Source organism: Comamonas faecalis, assembly GCF_039538025.1.
In the GTDB taxonomy this organism is placed as follows: domain Bacteria; phylum Pseudomonadota; class Gammaproteobacteria; order Burkholderiales; family Burkholderiaceae_C; genus Comamonas_C; species Comamonas_C faecalis.
The window spans coordinates 57,043-74,453 of record NZ_BAABBP010000016.1; the positions used below are offsets into that span (position 1 = coordinate 57,043).

Here is a 17,411-nt window from a genome sequence, read left to right on the forward strand (position 1 = left end):
AGGTTTTAATATGCGCCGATGACTGCCCTGCCCCACCATCCGTCGCGCCACTGGGCCGACTTGACGACACAGGATTTTTCCGACGCGCGCGCCAGCGGCCTGGCCGCGCGCACCATCGCGGTGCTGCCGGTGGCCGCCATCGAGCAGCATGGCCCGCATCTGCCGCTGTCGGTGGATGCGACGCTCTTGCAGGGCGTGATCGACGCGGCGCTGCCCTTGCTGCCCACCGAGCTGCCGGTGCTCTTTCTGCCGGCGCAGAACGTCGGCCTGTCGACCGAGCACCTGTCCTACCCCGGCACGCTGTCGTTGTCGCCCGCAACGCTGCTGGCGCTGTGGAGCGAGCTGGGCGCGGCCGTGGCGCGCGCCGGCGTCAAAAAGCTGCTGCTGCTCAACGGCCACGGCGGCAACGTCGCCCCCATGGATATCGCCGCGCGCGAGCTGCGCCAGCAGCACGGCCTGCTGACCTACAGCGCCAGCTGGTTCAGCCTGCCGCTGCCCCAGGAGGTGAGCGGCCTGTTCAGCGCCGACGAGCACCGCTTCGGCATCCACGGCGGCGAGATCGAGACCTCGATGATGCTGCACCTGGCGCCGCAGCTGGTGCACATGGATGAGGCGCGCCACTGGCCGTCGACCTCGCAGGAGCGGGCACAGCGCTACCCCATTCTGGGCAACGGCAGGAGCGCCAAGATGGGCTGGACAATCGAGGACTATCAGCCCGCCGGCGCCGTGGGCAACGCCACCGCTGCCACCGCCGACAAGGGCAGCGCCGTGGTGCAGGCCGCCGGCCAGGCGCTGGCACAGCTGCTGGCCGAGCTGCATGCGCTGGAGTTGCCCGCCGCACTCACGCCGCGCTGAGCCGGGCGCCCCTGGGCGCTTTACGCGTAGGTGATCCAGTCGCTGTAGCCGGGCGCGTCCAGGTGCGCCAGGCTGTTGAAGGTCTGCAGCATCAGCCGCCGCGGCGCGATGCTGAACTCGCTCACCGCGCTGTTGCGGATGCGCATGTTCAGCGCAATCGTCACCTCGGGGGGCGTGGCCAGCACCTCGCCGATGGCCGCCGAGATCGGCCCGCCGCTGGAGACCAGCAGCACGTTCTTGCCCTGGTGATCCTGGCGCACGCGCTCCAGCGCATCGCGCACGCCGGCGGAGAAGTCGTCCCAGCTGGGCATGCCCTCGGGGCTGATGGTGCCGGCCATCCACTGCGCCAGCGCGTCGCACAGCAGGCGAAAGTGCGCGCGAAAGCGCTCGGGCGTGTCGGGCTTGGGCAGTGGCGCGGCCTGCACCGCGGCAATCAGCGCGGCGCTGTCGTACTCGTTGAGCCCTGGCAGCGCGCTGGCCTGCGGCATTGCGCCCAGGCCGCTGGCAATACCGTCCAGCGTCTGCACGTGACGCGCCAGCGTGCCGGTCAGCACTGCGTCGAAGGCCAGGCCGCGCTCGCGCCAGTACGCGCCCAGGCGCTCGGCCTGTTGTGCGCCCAGGGGGCTGAGCTGGTCATAGTTGTCTGCGCCAAACGAGGCCTGGCCGTGGCGCACGAGGTAGAGCGTTCCCATGGCCGCAGATTCTGGAGACAGCCCGCGCGCGCGCTTGTCGCGGGCGAGACCGGCAGGGTTGGGGACGGGGAGTCAGCCCTGCGTCAGCACCTGCGCAAAGACGTCCGCATCCACGTTGGCGCCGGTCAGGGCCACGCCCACGCGGCATCCGGCCAGCTGGGCGCGCTCTTGCAGCGCGCCGGCCAGCGCTGCGGCGCCTGCGCCCTCGGCCACGTTGTGCGTGTCGGTGAACAGCGCTCGCATGGCCTGGGCGACCTCGTCGTCGCTGACTCCCACCACGTGGTCGAGCCCGGTGCGCAGCACGGCCAGCGCCTCGGCGTCGGCCACACGCACGGCCATGCCGTCGGCCAATTCGGTACTCACGGGCGCGGCAACGACGTGGCCCGCGGCCAGCGACAGCGCGTAGGTCGGCGCGCCCTGGCTGACCACGCCGACGATGCGCACAGGGTGGCCCAGCGCCTGCTTCGCGGCCACTGCCGCGCAGGCGCCCGAGCCCAGGCCGATGGGCACGTAGGCCACGTCCAGGTCGGGCACGGCGCGCAGAAACTCCCACCAGTAGGTGGCCACGCCCCGCACCAGCTCGCGGTGGTAGCTGGGCACCATGTGGGCGCCGCGCTCGGCGGCCAGCTGCAGCGCGTGCTCGCGCGCGGCCTGGAAGTCGTCACCATGCTCGATCAGCTCGGCGCCCAGCGCGCGCATTGCGGCGTTCTTCTCGCGGCTATTGCCCAGCGGCACGACGATGGTGCAGGCCACGCCATGGGCGCGCGCGGCCCAGGCAATGCTCTGGCCGTGGTTGCCGCGCGTGGCGCTGACGACGGCGCGCGGCAGCTGGCCGGTGGCTGCCAGGTGCTCGAAGTAGGTCAGCCCGCCGCGGATCTTGAACGCGCCCACCGGGTTGTGGTTCTCGTGCTTGACCCAGCAGTCGGCGCCCAGGCGCTCGCTCAGCAGCGCCCAGCGGTACTGCGGCGTGGCCTGGAAGGTGCGATAGACCAGGGTTGCCGCGGAGGCGATCTCGCCGGCGTTCGGCAGCAGGCTGGTTGCGGTGTCGGTCGTGGCGTTCGTCATGGTGTTGTCAGGGCAGAGTCTTCAGACGGTATGGGCCACGGCGCGCTGCAGGCCGCGCGCGGTCAGCTGGGTGCGCACCGCGTCGGCGATCACGGCGATGGCGGCGCGGATCTGCGCCTCGGTGGCGGTGACGTAGGACAGGCGCAGCGTGCGCGGGTCGCCGTCATGGGCGTAGAAGGCGCTGCCCGGCGTGAATGCCACGTTGCGCTGCACGCAGTCGTGCAGCAGCGCGGTGGCGTCCATCCCCTCGGGCAGGCGCAGCCACAAAAACATGCCGCCGGCCGGACGCGTCCAGGTCACGCCCAGGCCCTGCATCTGCGCCTGCAGCGCGTCCAGCATGGCGTGGCACTGGCGCTTATAGAGTGCGCGGATCGTCGGGATGTGCTGCTGCAGAAAGCCGCCCTGCAGCACCTGCGCGACAAGGTGCTGGTTGAAGCTGGAAGTGTGCAGGTCGGCCGCCTGCTTGGCCTGCATCAGCTTGGGGTAGATGGCCTTGGGCGCGACCAGATAGCCCAGGCGCAGTCCCGGCGCCAGCACCTTGGAGAAGGTGCCCAGGTAGATGCAGCCCTCGGGGTTGCGCGCGGTGAGCGGCGCCGGCGGCGGCTGGTCGAACCACAGGTCGCCGTAGGGGTTGTCCTCGATCAGCGGGATGTTGTGCGCCGCGGCCGCCTGCACCAGCGCATCGCGGCGCGACTCGGCCAGCGTGCGCCCGGTGGGGTTCTGGAAGTTGGGCAATACGTACAGAAAGCGCGCACGCTCGGCGCCATTGCCGGCGCGGTGCACGAAGTCTTCGACGACCAGGCCGTCGTCGTCGCTGGCCACCGCGTCGATGCGCGGCTGCATCGGCGCGAATGCGTGCAGCGCGCCCAGATAGGTCGGCGCCTCGACCAGGATGCGACTGCCCGGATCGACGAACACCTTGGCCACCAGGTCCAGCGCCTGCTGCGAGCCGGTGGTGATCAGCACCTGCGCCGGATCGACCTTCCAGGGCAGCGACCTGGCCACCGCCTCGCGCAGCCCGGAATGGCCGTCGGTGCCGGCGTATTGCAGCGCCAGATGGCCTTCGCTGCGCAGCACGTGCTCGGCCGCTTCGCTGAACGCGTCGATCGGGAAGGTGTGGGGTGATGGCAGGCCGCCCGCCAGGCTGATGACGCCCGGGCGCTCGCCCAGCTTGAGGATTTCCCAGAGTGCGGAAGGGTTCATGCCGGCCGTGCGTTGGGCCAGTGTCCATGCGGTCATGGTGTGTGTCTCCTGTAGCGCGGGGGTGTGCGCCAGTGCATTGCAAAAGAGCCGTTGTGCGGCAGGGGCGCGCCCCGTGGGTAAGAGCGCAACCGGCGACTCTAACGCGAAACCGCCCCGCGCTGTTGCACCGGCAGCTTTCGCCCCAGCGTTGACATGGCGGCGGAACCTCCCCTGGATTTCGGCCTGGGCCGGAATGACCGGAGATATCTGGCGCCAGTGGGCTTTCTATGGCTCCATGTTCAAGCAGGCGACGGCTTGCTTGCGAATCGCCGCGGCCAGGGCGGCGATGCCGGCGTCGATCTGCGCCGGCGTGGCGGTGACGAAGGACAGGCGCAGCGTGCGCGCGTCGCCCGTGCCGGCGTAGAAGGCGGCGCCGGGCACGAAGGCCACGTTGCGTTCGACCGCGTGCGGCAGCAGCCGGGTAGCGTCGATGCCCGCGGGCAGGCGCAGCCACAGGAACATGCCGCCGGCCGGGCGGTTCCAGGTCACATCCAGGCCGGCCATTTCGCGCTCCAGTGCAGCCAGCATCGCGTCACGCTGGCGCCGGTAGAGCGCGCGGATGGTTGGCACATGGCGGTCGAGAAAGCCGCCCTTCAGCACCTCGGCGACGACGCGCTGGTTGAAGCTGGGCGTGTGCAGGTCGGCCGCCTGCTTGGCCTGCAGCAGCTTGGGGTAGACGACCTTTGGCGCGACCAGATAGCCCAGGCGCAGGCCTGGCGCCAGCACCTTGGAGAATGAGCCAAGGTAGATGCAGCACTCGGGGTTGCGCGCGGTGAGCGGCGCGGGCGGCGGCTGGTCGAACCACAGGTCGCCATAGGGGTTGTCCTCGATGATCGGGATGCCCAGTTCGGCCGCCTTGGCGGACAGCGCCGCGCGGCGCGCCTCGCCCATGGTGCGACCGGTGGGGTTCTGGAAGTTGGGCAGCAGGTACATGCAGCGCGCACGCTCCGCGCCACTGCCGGCCTGGGCGACGAAGTCGTCCACCCGCGGCCCTTCTTCGTCACTGGCCACGCCCACGGCCCGCGGCTGCATTGGCGAGAAGGCCTGCAGCGCGCCCAGGTAGGTTGGCGTCTCCACCAGCACGCGGCTGCCCGCGTCGAGCAGCACCTTGGCCACCAGATCCAGGCCCTGCTGCGAGCCGGTGGTGATCAAGACCTGCGCCGGATCCACCGCCCAGGGCAGCTGCGCCGCCACCGCTTCGCGCAGCGGGCCGTAGCCCTCGCTGGCGGCGTATTGCAGCGCGCCGGGGCCATCGTGCTCCAGCACCTGGGCGCAGGCGGCGGCGAAATCGGTCACCGGAAAGGTCTGCGGCGAAGGCAGGCCGCCGGCCAGGCTGATGATGCCGGGCTTCTCGGTCACTTTCAGGATCTCGCGGATCACCGAGGGATTCATCGCCGCGGCACGGGCGGCCAGTGTCCAGAACGTCATATGCAGAGGTTTCAGGGGGGCAAAAAGAGGTGCATGCTACTGCGTCACCGGCAGCTTTCGCCCCAGCACCACCGTGGCCAGGACGGCCAGCGCAAAGCCCAGGCTGACCGCGTCGATGCGCTCGCCCAGCAGCGGCACGGCAAACAGCATGCTCAGGAACGGCTGCAGCAGCAGCATCTGGCTCACGCGCACCGTGCCGCCCAGCGCCAGGCCGCGGTACCAGGCGAAGAAGCCGATCCACATCGAGAACAGCGCCACGTAGACGAATCCCCCCCAGGCCGCCGGGGCGATCGCGCCGTGCGGGCGCAGCCACCAGGCGGCCGGCAGCGTGGCGGGCAGCGACAGCACCAGCGACCAGCAGATCACCGCCTCGGCGCTCATGTGCTGCGCCAGCCGCCCGCCCCAGCCGTAGCCGAACGCCGCGCACAGCATGGCGGCAAGCAGCAGCAGATCGGCCGGGTGCAGGGCCAGCCCGTCCGCGCCCGAGCGCAGCAGCGCAAACCCGATGACCAGGCCTGAGCCGAGCGCGGCGCAGGCCCAAAAAGCATTGGACGGGCGCTGGCGGTGCAAAAAAGCGCCGACCGCGGCCGTGGCCAGCGGCAGCACGCCCAGGATGACCGACGCATGCACCGCGCCCACATAGCGCATGGCCACCGACATGAACAGCGGAAAGCCGAACACCACGCCCAGCGCGTTCATCGCCAGCGGCCACCAGTCGCTGCGCGCGGGCAGCGGAGCGCGCAGGGCCAGCAGCCAGGCCAGCGACAGCAGCCCGGCCACGGCCGCGCGTCCCATGCCGACGAACAGCCCCGCCAGCTGCGGTGCCTCGGGCGTGCCCACGGCCAGGCGCGTCATCGGCAGCGTCAGCGCAAAAATGGCCACGCCCAGCGCACCCAGCAGCAGGCCGCGCGTCTCCTGCGCGCGGCCGGGCTGGGCGCCGGCCTGGCTCACGCGCCCACCATCCAGACGGCCGTCGCCACCAGGATGGCCGCCATCGCGCGGTTGAACCACAGCAGGCGCCGCCCGCGCGCCAGCCAGTGGCGCAGCATGGCGCCCATGGCCGCGTAGGTGAAGTTGCTGCTGAATGCGAATGCCAGCATCACCGGCAGCACCACGGCCAGGCGCTGGCCGCTGTCGGGGTGGCCCAGCACCCAGCCGGCAACGATGGTCAGCGCCAGCAGCCAGGCCTTGATATTGACGAACTGCAGCAGCACGCCCTCCCAGAAGCCCACCGACAGCCGCGCGCCGTCGGCCTCGGCCAACTGGGCCGAGCCCGCCAGGCGCCAGGCCAACCACAGCAGGTAGCCGATGCCCACCGCCTTGATCGCCCAGCCCAGCGGCGGCACCGCCACCACCATTGCGCCCAGGCCCGCGGCGCACAGCAGCAAAAGCAGCGCCCAGCCCACCGGCACCGCGACGACGAAGCGCAGCGCCGCGCCCAGCCCGCGGTTGGCGGCCACGGCGGTCGACAGCGTGGTGTTGGGGCCGGGGGTGAAGCTCATGGCGGTAGCCAGCACTAGCAGGGCGGTGAATTCGGCTGGGGGCATGGGGGGGTGGGGTGTTTGTTGGTGTTGGGACTGGGGGAATGTAACGGGAGTGAGGGTTTTGGGTTGTGTTGTCGTTGAGGGAGGTTTGCTTGATGAAGGGGGCTGGCCGGGTCTCGCCCCGGCGGGCGACCTACTTTCTTGCTCGTGCAAGAAAGTAGGCAAAGAACACGCCCCCAAGTCTGCGACCCCGGCGCTGCGCGCCGGGGCAAACCTGTGGCGGGGTGCTTGCGGGGCGTGCCGCAGAACTCACTGCGCGCTGGCGCGCTCCGTTCAGACAACTGCGGCAAGTCAGTCAACGAAGCATGCGCGCTTCGACGCGCATGCCACCCCGCAAGCACCCCGCTACAGGCGCAGCCTCAAGGGGGGTGAAAGCCCGGCGCGGGCCATCGCTTCGCTCGGCCTGGTCTGTGGCCTGCCGTCATTCCGGCGAAAGCCGGAATCCAGTCCGCCGGCTGGCAAGAGCACCCGGGTTTTGGCTTTCGCCGGGACGACGGTCAGGGTACGTGGGAATACGCGGGAATACCTGGGCTGTCGGCGTCAAACCGGGGCAGAGCAGGTCAGGCGGGGAAGATCAGTGCCCACCTTCAAGCCACGGCCCGACCACTTGTTCCAGCTCCTTACGCAGGGCCGCGTCTTCCACGCCGTCCAGCAAAGCCTGGACCGCTCGCGCCGCCGCATCGAGCGCGGGTGCGGCACCGCCGTCGCCCGCAGGCGTCCAGGGTTTGCCGTCCAGTGTGCGGATGGCGCGGCGCACCACGCCGGCGCCGTGCAGCGCCGCGTCGCAGCCTTCGGCTGTTGCGCGGTGGCTGGCGGCGCGCAACAGGGTGTCGAGGGCGGCCAACAGCGGCGCGCGCTGGGCTGCCTGGGCTTCGGGAGCGTAGCAGACGGGTGATGCCAGCGGGGGCGCGGCGTCGGCCAGCAGGCGCAGGTGGCGTGCGGCGTCCTGCTCCAGCTGCGCGACGAGCGCGGCCGCCGGCACGATGGCATCGATGCGATCCACGCCGCGGCCGGCGTACAGCGCCATGGCTTCGAAGTCGCCGGTCATCGAGCGCAGTGGTGAATCGGTGCTGAACAGGTAGATGGGCCGGCCCTCTTCGTCGCCGATCGGCGTGCGCTGGCCGCCGAACGGGTCGCCGCGCTCGCCGCTGGTCACGCTGCTGCGCAGCACGCGCACTGCGGCCAGTGGCGGCCAGTTGATATGGAAATCCTCGGTCAGCACCGTGTCGCTGGCGCGCGCGGCGACCAGGCGCCGCTTGTGCGCGTCGTGCGCGAACGACTCCTCGGTCGCCATGAAGGCCGTGCCCAGCACCGCGCCGTGCGCGCCCTGCATCAGCGCCCGCGCCAGATCGCGCCCGTCGGCCAGCCCACCGCAGGCGGCCACCGGCACGCGGGCGACGGCCAGCACCTCATCGAGCAGCTCCTGCAGCCGCTGGCGCCCGCGCACATGGCCGCCGGCCTCCACGCCCTGGGCAATCAGCGCCTGCGCGCCGGCCTGCTGCGCGGCCAGCGCCTCGCGTGCGCTGCCGACCTGGTGCACCACGGTGACGCCGGCGTCGCGCAGCCGGGCGACGACGCGGGCGTCCACCTCCCAGAACAGCTCGACCGAGGCGACGCGCAGCGCGATCAGCAGGTCGACCTGCGCGGCGAGCTGCTTTGCCGGCGTGGCCGCCGGAATGATGTTGACGCCGAACGGCAGGTCGGTGGCGGCGCGCACCGCGGCCACTTCGCGCTCGATCAGCGCCAGCGGCTCGCGCACCATGCCCAGAAAGCCGTAGCCGCCGGCGCGCGTGACGGCGGCCACCAACTCGCTGCGCGCCACGCCGCCCATGCCCGCCAGGACGATGGGCAGGCGGCAGCCCAGCAGATCGGTGAGGGCGGTGGCGGGCAGTGGGTGCTGGGGCATGACAGGTCTCCTGGTGACAATGGCGCGGTCGTGGCCAGCCGCCATCATGCCCAGCCGCTGGCCCCTGCGCTGGCAGCGGGGTGATCGCGAGGCGCGTGTGCTCCATGGGCCCGCCGCGATCAACACCGGCACAGCATTCATCGCACAAAGCGGGCCTGCTGCAAAAAACCACGATCAGGACCCAGCCCCGCCTGCATGGCCGATGACGATGTCCATCAGCTCGTCGGTGATCGCGTCCTGGCGCACGCCGGCAAGGTCGCGCCGCACCTGCTCCAGGCGCTCCTGCACCAACTGCTCGGCCTGCTGCATCAGCGCCAGGCGCGCTGCGTTCTCGGTGACCATGGCCTCGGCCGATGCGCGAAACACCCGGGCAAAGATGTGGCTGCGCACCAGCGCGCTGAACAGCTGCGCCGGCTCCATGCGGAAGTCGGGCAGCGACGGCCCGGGCCAGCGCTGCGGCGCCTGCAGCAGCTGCGGCGCCAGCGGCAGCAGCTGCGTGACCTGTGCCACGCTGCCGTGCTGCGGTTCGCGCCGGGTGTAGGCCAGGTCGACCTCCAGCGCGTCCAGCGGCCGGCCCTGGGCGAGCTGCTGCACCTGGGTGACGACCTGGCCGGCCAGCCGGCCGATGCCGTCGGCCGACGCGGGCGGCGTCAGCCGCCGGGCCACGTCGATGCCATGCTCGGCCAGCGCGCGCTGCAGGCGCGCGCCGATGCACAGCACCACCTCCTGCGCGCGCGGGCGCTGCGCCCGCCACTGCTGCACGGCGCGCGCCTGCAGCGCGTTGTAATTGCCGCAAAAGCCGTGGTCCGAGCCAAAGACGATCAGGATGCGGCCCTGCACCGCGGCGCTGCCCCGCAGGGCTTGGCCGCGCATGCGAAAGGCAAAGGCGCGCAGGCCCAGGTCGACGGTCTGCTGCCAGGCCTGGATGGACTGCGCCGCCTGCTCATAGGGCGATGCGTTGATTGCGGCCAGCGCCTTCATGGTGCGCACGATGCCGCCGATGCCCGCCAGCGTCTGCTCCTGGCGGCCAAGCTGCTCCAGCGTGTGCGCCATCAGCCGTCCCGATGGTGCGCCGGCGGCTCGGCCAGGGCCTGGCGGGCCAGCACCAGCAGCGCGTCCTTGTCGGGCAGGTCGCCGCCCTGGGCCTGCTGCGCACGCACCGCGGCGCGCACACGCGCCATGGCCTGTTCAAGCGCCTGCTCGTCATACGCATCGAACAAGCCCTCGATCGCGGCGGTCAGCACGGCCAGCTGCTCGGCGGTCGGCATCGGGTCGCGCTCTGCCTGGCGCAGCGCCTGGCGCACCGCGCTGCCGCGCGCCAGACGGGCGCGCACGCTGTCGTCCAGCCGGGTGCCGAAGCGGGCAAAGTCTTCCAGCTCCTCGAACTGCGCCAGCGTCACGCGCAGATTGCCCGAGACCGCGCGCAGGCGGCGGTCCTGCGCCTTGCCGCCCACGCGCGACACCGACAGCCCCAGATCCACCGCCGGAAACTGGTTTTTGCGCACCAGCTGCGGCGACAGGTAGATCTGCCCGTCGGTGATCGAGATCAGGTTGGTCGGGATATAGGCCGAGAGGTTCTCCGCCTCGGTCTCGACCACCGGCAGCGCGGTGATCGAGCCGCCGCCCAGGCTGGCGGCAAACTGGCCGGCGCGCTCCAGCAACCGCGCATGCACGTAGAAGATGTCGCCCGGAAACGCCTCGCGCCCGGGCGGGCGGCGCAGCAGCAGCGACAGCGTGCGATAGGCGCGGGCGTGGTGGGTCAGGTCGTCGAACACCAGCAGCACGTCGCGGCCCTGGGCGGCGAAGTATTCGGCCATGGTCATCGCCGCGTAGGGCGCGACGTAGGACAGGCCGGGCGCTTCGTCGTCGCCGCTGTGCACGACGATGCTGCGCTCCAGCACACCGCCGGTGGTCAGCGCCTCGATCACGCGTGCCACCGCGTCGCCACGCTGGCCGATTGCGCAGTAGATGCACACCAGCTGCGAGCGCGTCTGGTTGAGCATGGTGTCGATGGCAAGCGAGGTCTTGCCGGTCTGGCGGTCGCCGATGATGAGCTGGCGCTGGCCCAGGCCGACGGGGATCGCCGCGTCGACCGCCTTGATGCCGGTGGCCAGCGGGCGCGAGACCAGCTCGCGCTCGATGATCATCGGCGCCCGCGCCTCGACCGCGTGGCGCGCGCTGGCGTTTACCGGGCCCTTGCCGTCCAGCGGCCGGCCGAGTGCGTCGACCACGCGGCCCAGCAGCGCCTCGCCCACCGGCGTTGCCAGCACTTTCTGGGTGCGAAACACCTGCTCGCCCAGGCGCACCGCGTCGGCCGGGCCGAGCAGCACCACGCCCAGGCGGTCGGCCTCCAGGTCGAGCACCTGGCCCTGCACGCCGCTGGCAAAGACGAGCAGCTCGTCGGCCAGAGCGCGCGCCAGCCCGCGGACGATGGCAATGCCGTCGCCCACCTCGGTGACGGTGCCGATCTCGGTGAGCACCGGCGTGGGCGTGGGCGTGGCGAGAAGCCGCTGGCGCCACTGCGCAAAGCGCTGCGCCGCGGCGTCGCCGGCGGCCGGGGCCGGGGCCGGGGCCGCTTGCTCAGGCGGCACTGCCATGGGCCGTGGAGAGTGCGGGACTGCCAGCGTGCTGGTGCGCCAGCGTGCGCTCGAAGCCGTCCATATAACTGTCCAGCGTCCACGCCACGCGCGCGCCGCCCACCTGGATGGTGAGCCCGGGCGCCTGCGCGGCGTCGACCGCAAAGCGCAGCACAACGCCCGGCAGATAGGCGGCCAGCTCGCTGCGCAGCTGCGCCTGCACGTCATCGCCCAACGCAGCGTGCGTGGTCACGGTCGCCTCCTGGCTGGCGCCGGCGGCGTCGCGCAGCTCGGCCGCCAGTGGCGCCAGGCGCGGGCCCAGGTGGCGGGCAATGGCCGCCTCCAGCGGCGTGTCGGCCAGCTCGTGCAGCGCCTTGCGCGTGAGGTCGGTCAGCGTCAGCGCGCCGGCCTGCTGCAGGCGCGCGAGAAAGTCCTCGCGTTCGTGTTCAAGCTGGCTGCGCCAGTTCTGCTGCTCGCGCTCCAGCTGGCTGCGGGTGTCCTGCAGCAACTTTTCGCGCTCGTGTTCGGTGGACTGCAGCGCCTGCGCAACCATCGCCTGCTGGGTGCTGACGCTGTGCTCGTACTGCTGCTGGTAGCGCTGCTGCGCGGCCTCGGCCTGGGTGCGTGCGGCGTCGGCGGCGGCCATGCGGCGGGCAATCTCGGCCTCGCGCGCGTCGATGCCGTCAAGAATGGGGCGGTAGAGAAAACGCCGCAGCAGCCACACCAGCACCAGAAAGTTCACCAGCTGCGCGGCAACGGTCACCCAGTCGATCGACATCGCGCCTCACCCTCCCGCAGCCTGGCGCACCGCATCCCAGAAGGGGTTGGCGAAAATCAGGATCAGCGCGACGACGAAGCAGTAAATGCCCGAGGACTCGACCATCGCGAGGCTGACGAACAGCGTGCGCGACAGCGTGGGCGCGGCGTCAGGCTGCTGTGCGATGGCCGACATGGCCGCGGCCGCTGCCCGGCCCTCGCCCAGCGCGGCGCCAAACGAGCCGATGGCCACGGTCAGCCCGGCAGTGGCAATCGAAATCAATGCCACGAGACTCAATTCACTCACAGGGTGTCCTCCATGGGTTTGTTTGGATGCGGCGCGGGCGAAGACTCGGCCATGGCCGCCGAAATATAGACCGCCGCCAGAATGGCGAAGATATAGGCCTGAATCAGCCCGACCAGCAGGCCGAACAAATCCATGACCACCGGAAAGAAGAACGGTGCCACGCCCAGCAGGATGGCGGCGATCACCGCCCCGCTCATCACGTTGCCGTACAGGCGGATCGACAGCGACACCGCCTTGGACAGCTCGCCGATCACGTTGAACGGCAGGATGAGAATGGAAGGCTCAATGAATTTGTGCAGGTACTGGCGCGCGCCGCCATGGGCGACGCCGAACAGCGGCACCGCCAGCAGCACGGCCAGCGTCAGCGCCGCGGTAGTGGAAAGCGACCCCGTGGGCGACTTGAAGCCGGGAATGACCGACAGCGTGTTGGACGCAGCAATGAACAGGAACAGCGTGCCGGCAAAGTACATGACCGGGCGCACGCCGCGGTGCGCGACGTCGGCGATCTGGCCCTCGATCAGCTGCACCAGCACCTCCAGCGCATTGCGCCAGCGCCCGGGCGGCTTGTTCGGATCGAGCGAGCGCGTGACCAGCCAGGACAGGCCGGTGAGCACCGCCATCACGATCCAGGTATTGACGATGGTCGCGTTGAGCCGCAGCCAGCCCAGGTCGAGCACTATGGTGGCGTCGGGTGTCAGTTCCATTCAGAGCGCTCCCCGCTCTCCCGCCTGCGGCGGCGGTGGCGCGCGCCGGCCCCAGCGCAAGGCCAGTGCGCGCACGATGAAAAACCCCAGCGCATAGCCGGCCAGCGCCCACAACGGCTGGCCCAGCTGCACCAGCGCTGCACCCAGGCCCAGCAGCACGCCGGCGCGCACGACAAAGCTCAGCAACAGCACCAGCGCGGGCTGGCGGGCGCTGAGCACGCGGCGCAGGCTCCACGCCAGGCCGGCAAAAAACAGCATGCTGGCCAGCACACCGGCCACCAGACCCAGCGCGAAGGCCAGGCCCTGCGTGGGCTGGGCAAAAAGAAAAATGGTCTCAGTCATCGGTGTGTTGCTCGTCGGGCTGCGGTGGCTGGACGGCGTTGCGGTTTTCCCGGGCAACCCATTCCCAGGCTACCAGCAGGCCAACCACCAGCCCCCCCAGCATAAGGGCGATGGGCCATGAAAATTTTTGCGGTGCAACCCGCTCCAGCCACAGCCCCAGCAGCGCGCCGGCCACCGTGGGCAGCGCCACCGACCAGCCGACCACGCCAAACGCGCTCAGGCCCTGCAACGGACTGTAGGCCGGTGCCTTGCGGCTGCGCCGCAACTGCTCGGCGCGGCGGCGGATGTTGTCGGATGCGCTGTCCGTATCGGGCTTCATGATCCCGGCTTTCGCAGTTGGCCGAGCTGGCGCACGATGCCCACCTCCAGCCGCGACAGGGCGGTGCGGGCTTCGCGCTCGTGTTCGTCGACCGCCATGAAGCTGGCGTCCACGGTCTCCGACAGGCGCTCCAGGCTGTCGCCGGCGACGCCCCGGCGCACCACGACGTCGACCTGGGCGCCATGCTTGACCAGCAGACCGTGATCGATGCCGAAGAAGCGCTCCACGCCCTCTCCGTCGGTGACGATCAGCACCGACGGCTGCAGCGACGCGACATGGTCGGCATGGCGGGGCAGCAGGCCGAAGGCGCCATCCAGCGCCACCGCAAAGACATGGCGCGCCGGCCCGCTGAACAGCGTGCGCGTGGGCAGACGCAGCTGCACCTGCATCAGCGCGTCGCCCGTCATGGCGCAGCCTCCGCCAGGCCGGCCCGCACCGGGAGCGCGCCGATCATGTAGTAGTCCATCTCGTTGTCGTCGAAGTGCGTCTGGCCGAGGATGGCCTCGCAGCCGTCCAGCGTGGCGGCAATCGGCACGCGCTGGCCGGCCATGCCGCTGAAGGCCTCGGCGACGTGGAAGGGCTGGGTGAGAAAGCGTTCGAGCCGCCGCGCACGCCCGACCACGGCGCGGTCGGCGGTGGACAGCTCCTCCAGCCCCAGCATCGCGATGATGTCGCGCAGCTCCTCGTATTCGGCCAGCGTGCGGCGCACCGCGCGCGCCACGTCGCAATGGCGCTGGCCGACCACGGCAGGCGTGAGCATCACCGAGCTGGACGCCAGCGGATCGACCGCCGGGTACAACCCCTCGCTGGCGCGCTTGCGCGACAGAACGACCGACGCCGAGAGGTGGGAAAAAATATGCACCGCCGCCGGATCGGTGAAATCGTCCGCCGGCACGTAGACCGCCTGCACCGAGGTGATGGCGCCGCTGGCGGTCGAGGTGATGCGCTCCTGCAGGCTGGCCAGCTCGGTGGCCAGCGTCGGCTGGTAGCCCACGCGCGACGGCATGCGCCCGAGCAGTCCCGAGACTTCGGAGCCCGCCTGCACGAAGCGAAACACGTTGTCGATCAGCAGCAGCACGTCCTGGTGCTGGTCGTCGCGGAAATACTCGGCCATGGTCAGCGCGGTCTTGCCGACCAGAAAGCGCACGCCGGGCGCTTCGTTCATCTGGCCGAACAGCATCACGGTGTTGTCGCGCACGCCGGCCTCGCCCATCTCGCGGTACAGCTCCAGCGCCTCGCGCGAGCGCTCGCCAATGCCGCAAAACAGGCTCACTCCCTGGTGGTGCTGGGCGGTGTTGTTGATCAGCTCGTTGATCAGCACCGTCTTGCCCACGCCAGCGCCGCCAAACAGGCCCGTCTTGCCGCCGCGCTCTATCGGCGCGAGCAGGTCGATGGCCTTGATGCCGGTCTCCATCACCGCGCCGCGCACCACGCGCTCGTCAAGACTGGGCGGCGCGCGGTGAATCGGGCGCCGCCGTGCAGCCACCGGCGCCGGCATGCCGTCGATAGGCTCGCCAAACACGTCGAGCATGCGCCCGAGCACCGCCTGGCCGACCGGCACCGTGATCGGCGCGCCCGTGGATCGCACCGCCGCCCCCAGCCCCAGCCCGCGCACCGCAGCCAGCGCGATGCAGCGCACCGTACCGTCACCCAGCAGCTGGCTGACCTCCAGCGGCAGCTGATCGGCATAGAGCAGATCCTGGATGCGCGGCACGTCGCCGGTGAACTGCACGTCCACCACGTCGCCACGGATCTTGACCACCGTGCCGTTGTCCTCTGAAGATTCGTTCGCCGTCCGAGCGTCCATTCCTGTGATGTTGCTGATTGCCGATAGGGCAATGTACCTTGTCGTGCGGGTCGACGGCCAGTACATGGGCGCCAGCTTTCACTCCAGGCAAACGCAACCGTTTCGCCCGGGCCGCGTGCTGGCGGCCTGGGCCGCCTCTCCCCGCTCGCGCGGGGCAATCGCCCCTGGAAGCCGGTGTTGGCCTTGCCGATGTCGTGCAGAAAGGCCAAGACCGCCAGGCCGGGGGAAAGCCGCAGTCTCTGCCTTTCAAGCGCCATGCATGCCAGCTACTGCACGGCGACAATCGCCGCCATGGACAACGCACCCCACCCCTACGCCGCCCTCACCCCCGACGTGGTGCTCGACGCGCTGGCCAGCGCCGGCCTGTACGGCGACGGCCGGCTGATGGCGCTGGGCTCGTACGAGAACCGCGTCTACCAGGCGGTGCTGGAGGACGGCCAGCGCGTGGTCGCCAAGTTCTATCGCCCCGGGCGCTGGAGCGAGGAGCAGATTCTGGAGGAGCACGCCTTCGCCGCCGAGCTGGCCGCGGCCGAGGTGCCGGTGGTCGCACCGCTCGTCCTGCAGGGCGCCAGCCTGCACCGGCACGCGGGTTTCGACTTTGCGGTCGCCCCCTGGCGCGGCGGGCGCCAGCCCGAGCTGGACGACTTCGAGGTGCTCGAATGGCTGGGGCGCTATCTCGCGCGTATCCACAACGTAGGCGCGGCGCGGCCCTTCGCGCAGCGCCCCGCGCTCGACCTGCAGAGCTTCGGCCAGGATCCGCGCGACTGGCTGCTGCAGGCCGGGATCATCCCGCTGGATCAGCAAAACGCCTGGCGCGCCGCCTGCGACGAGGCTCTTGAATTGATAGCTGCCAGCACTTGTCCATCCAGCGCCACAGGCCGGTTTGGCTTGAAAGACGCCGCCTCCATCCGCCTGCACGGCGACTGCCACCCGGGCAACGTGCTGTGGACGCCGGTGGATGACGCCGGCCACGGCGGGCCGCATTTCGTGGATCTGGACGACGCACGCATGGGCCCGGCCGTGCAGGACCTGTGGATGCTGCTGTCGGGCGAGCGGCGCCAGCGCACGCTGCGGCTGAGCGCGCTGCTCGACGGCTACGAGCAGCTGCGCGCCTTCGACCGGCGCGAACTGGCGCTGATCGAGCCGCTGCGCACGCTGCGCCTGATCCACTACAGCGCCTGGCTGGCGCGGCGCTGGGCCGACCCGATCTTTCCGGTCAACTTCCCGTGGTTCGGCAGCAGCGACTACTGGCGCGGCCAGGTGGGCCTGCTGCGCGAGCAGATCGAGGCGATGGGGGAAGAGCCGCTGACGGCGTGAGCCGACGTCCGATCACGCCTCATTCCATTTCTATATCGATCGAGTACGCGAAGGTGAAGCGCAGACAGTGCTGTAGCACGACAAGCGAAGCCGACAAAGTAATCGGTCGATATCAGTAGTGTCCGGTTTATTTGATATGGACAAGCCGCAAAGCCAGTGCTGACGCGGGTTTCGACAGATTCATGGGTGTCCACGATTTGAATTTGCAATGGCGCATTTGCGATCCTTTCAGGTTTGAACGACCTGGAGTGACGCATGAACGTGGGCAAGACGCTGTTTGCGCAAGTGATGGAGTTCGTGCCATGGAAGACCTTCGGGCGCATCATCGAGCGCCATCGTGGCGATGCCAGTGTGCGCACCTTGAGCTGCGCCGATTTGTTTCGCGTCATGGCGTTTGCGCAGCTCACTTGGGCAGCGAGTCGCTGCGCGATATCGAGGCCTGTCTGGCCGCCAATCGCGGCAAGCTGTTTCACATGGGGCTCAAGAACGTGCCGGCGCGCTCGACGCTCTCGGATGCCCTGAGCCAGCGCGACTGGCGCATCTATCACGCG

General features: G+C 70.3%; 18 protein-coding genes and 1 pseudogene. 3 read left to right on the forward strand and 16 right to left on the reverse strand.

Features of this window, described 5'->3' with window-relative positions:
* Nucleotides 1–18: 18 nt before the first annotated feature.
* Nucleotides 19–855: a creatininase family protein gene (locus tag ABD767_RS10355; RefSeq protein WP_103045624.1), complete on the forward strand. Its 837-nt coding sequence runs from the start codon at nucleotides 19–21 to the stop codon at nucleotides 853–855.
* A 20-nt stretch (nucleotides 856–875) separates the two neighbouring features.
* Here ABD767_RS10355 and ABD767_RS10360 read toward each other — a convergent pair whose 3' ends face one another.
* From ABD767_RS10360 to atpD, 16 genes are all read right to left on the reverse strand, one after another.
* The gene (locus ABD767_RS10360; RefSeq protein WP_103045623.1) at nucleotides 876–1,547 is read right to left on the reverse strand and encodes a histidine phosphatase family protein; all 672 of its coding nucleotides are present in this window, start codon (nucleotides 1,545–1,547) and stop codon (nucleotides 876–878) included.
* Nucleotides 1,548–1,619: 72 nt separating this feature from the next.
* Complete coding sequence (locus tag ABD767_RS10365; RefSeq protein ID WP_103045622.1) at nucleotides 1,620–2,612, reverse strand: threonine dehydratase; 993 nt, start codon at nucleotides 2,610–2,612, stop codon at nucleotides 1,620–1,622.
* 21 nt (nucleotides 2,613–2,633) lie between these two features.
* Nucleotides 2,634–3,851, reverse strand: a complete 1,218-nt coding sequence (locus tag ABD767_RS10370; protein ID WP_103045621.1) for an aminotransferase class I/II-fold pyridoxal phosphate-dependent enzyme — start codon at nucleotides 3,849–3,851, stop codon at nucleotides 2,634–2,636.
* A 228-nt stretch (nucleotides 3,852–4,079) separates the two neighbouring features.
* Nucleotides 4,080–5,282 (reverse strand): aminotransferase class I/II-fold pyridoxal phosphate-dependent enzyme, encoded by a 1,203-nt coding sequence (locus ABD767_RS10375; protein WP_103045620.1) that lies wholly within the window; start codon nucleotides 5,280–5,282, stop codon nucleotides 4,080–4,082.
* Between the two features lie 36 nt (nucleotides 5,283–5,318).
* On the reverse strand, nucleotides 5,319–6,233 hold the full coding sequence (locus tag ABD767_RS10380) for a DMT family transporter (RefSeq protein ID WP_344869606.1): 915 nt from the start codon (nucleotides 6,231–6,233) through the stop codon (nucleotides 5,319–5,321).
* The gene (locus ABD767_RS10385) at nucleotides 6,230–6,829 is read right to left on the reverse strand and encodes a LysE family transporter (RefSeq protein WP_103045619.1); all 600 of its coding nucleotides are present in this window, start codon (nucleotides 6,827–6,829) and stop codon (nucleotides 6,230–6,232) included. Before ABD767_RS10385 ends, ABD767_RS10380 begins: the two co-directional genes overlap by 4 nt.
* Nucleotides 6,830–7,400: 571 nt before the next feature.
* Complete coding sequence (locus tag ABD767_RS10390) at nucleotides 7,401–8,732, reverse strand: nitronate monooxygenase (protein WP_103045618.1); 1,332 nt, start codon at nucleotides 8,730–8,732, stop codon at nucleotides 7,401–7,403.
* A 174-nt stretch (nucleotides 8,733–8,906) separates the two neighbouring features.
* Entirely contained in the window at nucleotides 8,907–9,785 is an 879-nt protein-coding gene (locus ABD767_RS10395) for a F0F1 ATP synthase subunit gamma (protein WP_103045617.1), read from the reverse strand.
* Nucleotides 9,785–11,329, reverse strand: coding sequence for a F0F1 ATP synthase subunit alpha (locus ABD767_RS10400; RefSeq protein WP_103045616.1), 1,545 nt, complete (start codon nucleotides 11,327–11,329; stop codon nucleotides 9,785–9,787). Before ABD767_RS10400 ends, ABD767_RS10395 begins: the two co-directional genes overlap by 1 nt.
* On the reverse strand, nucleotides 11,313–12,086 hold the full coding sequence (locus ABD767_RS10405) for a F0F1 ATP synthase subunit B family protein (protein ID WP_103045615.1): 774 nt from the start codon (nucleotides 12,084–12,086) through the stop codon (nucleotides 11,313–11,315). Before ABD767_RS10405 ends, ABD767_RS10400 begins: the two co-directional genes overlap by 17 nt.
* A gap of 6 nt (nucleotides 12,087–12,092) precedes the next feature.
* Nucleotides 12,093–12,371 (reverse strand): F0F1 ATP synthase subunit C, encoded by a 279-nt coding sequence (locus ABD767_RS10410; protein WP_103045614.1) that lies wholly within the window; start codon nucleotides 12,369–12,371, stop codon nucleotides 12,093–12,095.
* Entirely contained in the window at nucleotides 12,368–13,075 is a 708-nt protein-coding gene (locus tag ABD767_RS10415; protein ID WP_103045613.1) for a F0F1 ATP synthase subunit A, read from the reverse strand. The genes ABD767_RS10410 and ABD767_RS10415 overlap by 4 nt, the downstream gene beginning before the upstream one ends.
* Nucleotides 13,076–13,417, reverse strand: coding sequence for an N-ATPase subunit AtpR (locus ABD767_RS10420; protein WP_344869607.1), 342 nt, complete (start codon nucleotides 13,415–13,417; stop codon nucleotides 13,076–13,078).
* A complete protein-coding gene (locus ABD767_RS10425) occupies nucleotides 13,410–13,736 on the reverse strand; it encodes an AtpZ/AtpI family protein (RefSeq protein WP_344869608.1) in 327 nt (108 codons plus the stop codon). Before ABD767_RS10425 ends, ABD767_RS10420 begins: the two co-directional genes overlap by 8 nt.
* Nucleotides 13,733–14,143: a F0F1 ATP synthase subunit epsilon gene (locus ABD767_RS10430; protein WP_344869609.1), complete on the reverse strand. Its 411-nt coding sequence runs from the start codon at nucleotides 14,141–14,143 to the stop codon at nucleotides 13,733–13,735. The genes ABD767_RS10425 and ABD767_RS10430 overlap by 4 nt, the downstream gene beginning before the upstream one ends.
* Nucleotides 14,140–15,543 (reverse strand): F0F1 ATP synthase subunit beta, encoded by a 1,404-nt coding sequence (atpD, locus tag ABD767_RS10435; protein WP_344869610.1) that lies wholly within the window; start codon nucleotides 15,541–15,543, stop codon nucleotides 14,140–14,142. The genes ABD767_RS10430 and atpD overlap by 4 nt, the downstream gene beginning before the upstream one ends.
* Nucleotides 15,544–15,834: 291 nt before the next feature.
* Between atpD and ABD767_RS10440 the strand changes: the two genes are divergently transcribed.
* Nucleotides 15,835–16,860: a serine/threonine protein kinase gene (locus tag ABD767_RS10440; protein ID WP_344869611.1), complete on the forward strand. Its 1,026-nt coding sequence runs from the start codon at nucleotides 15,835–15,837 to the stop codon at nucleotides 16,858–16,860.
* Between the two features lie 255 nt (nucleotides 16,861–17,115).
* A pseudogene (locus tag ABD767_RS10445) lies at nucleotides 17,116–17,411 on the forward strand (DUF4372 domain-containing protein); the annotation flags it as partial.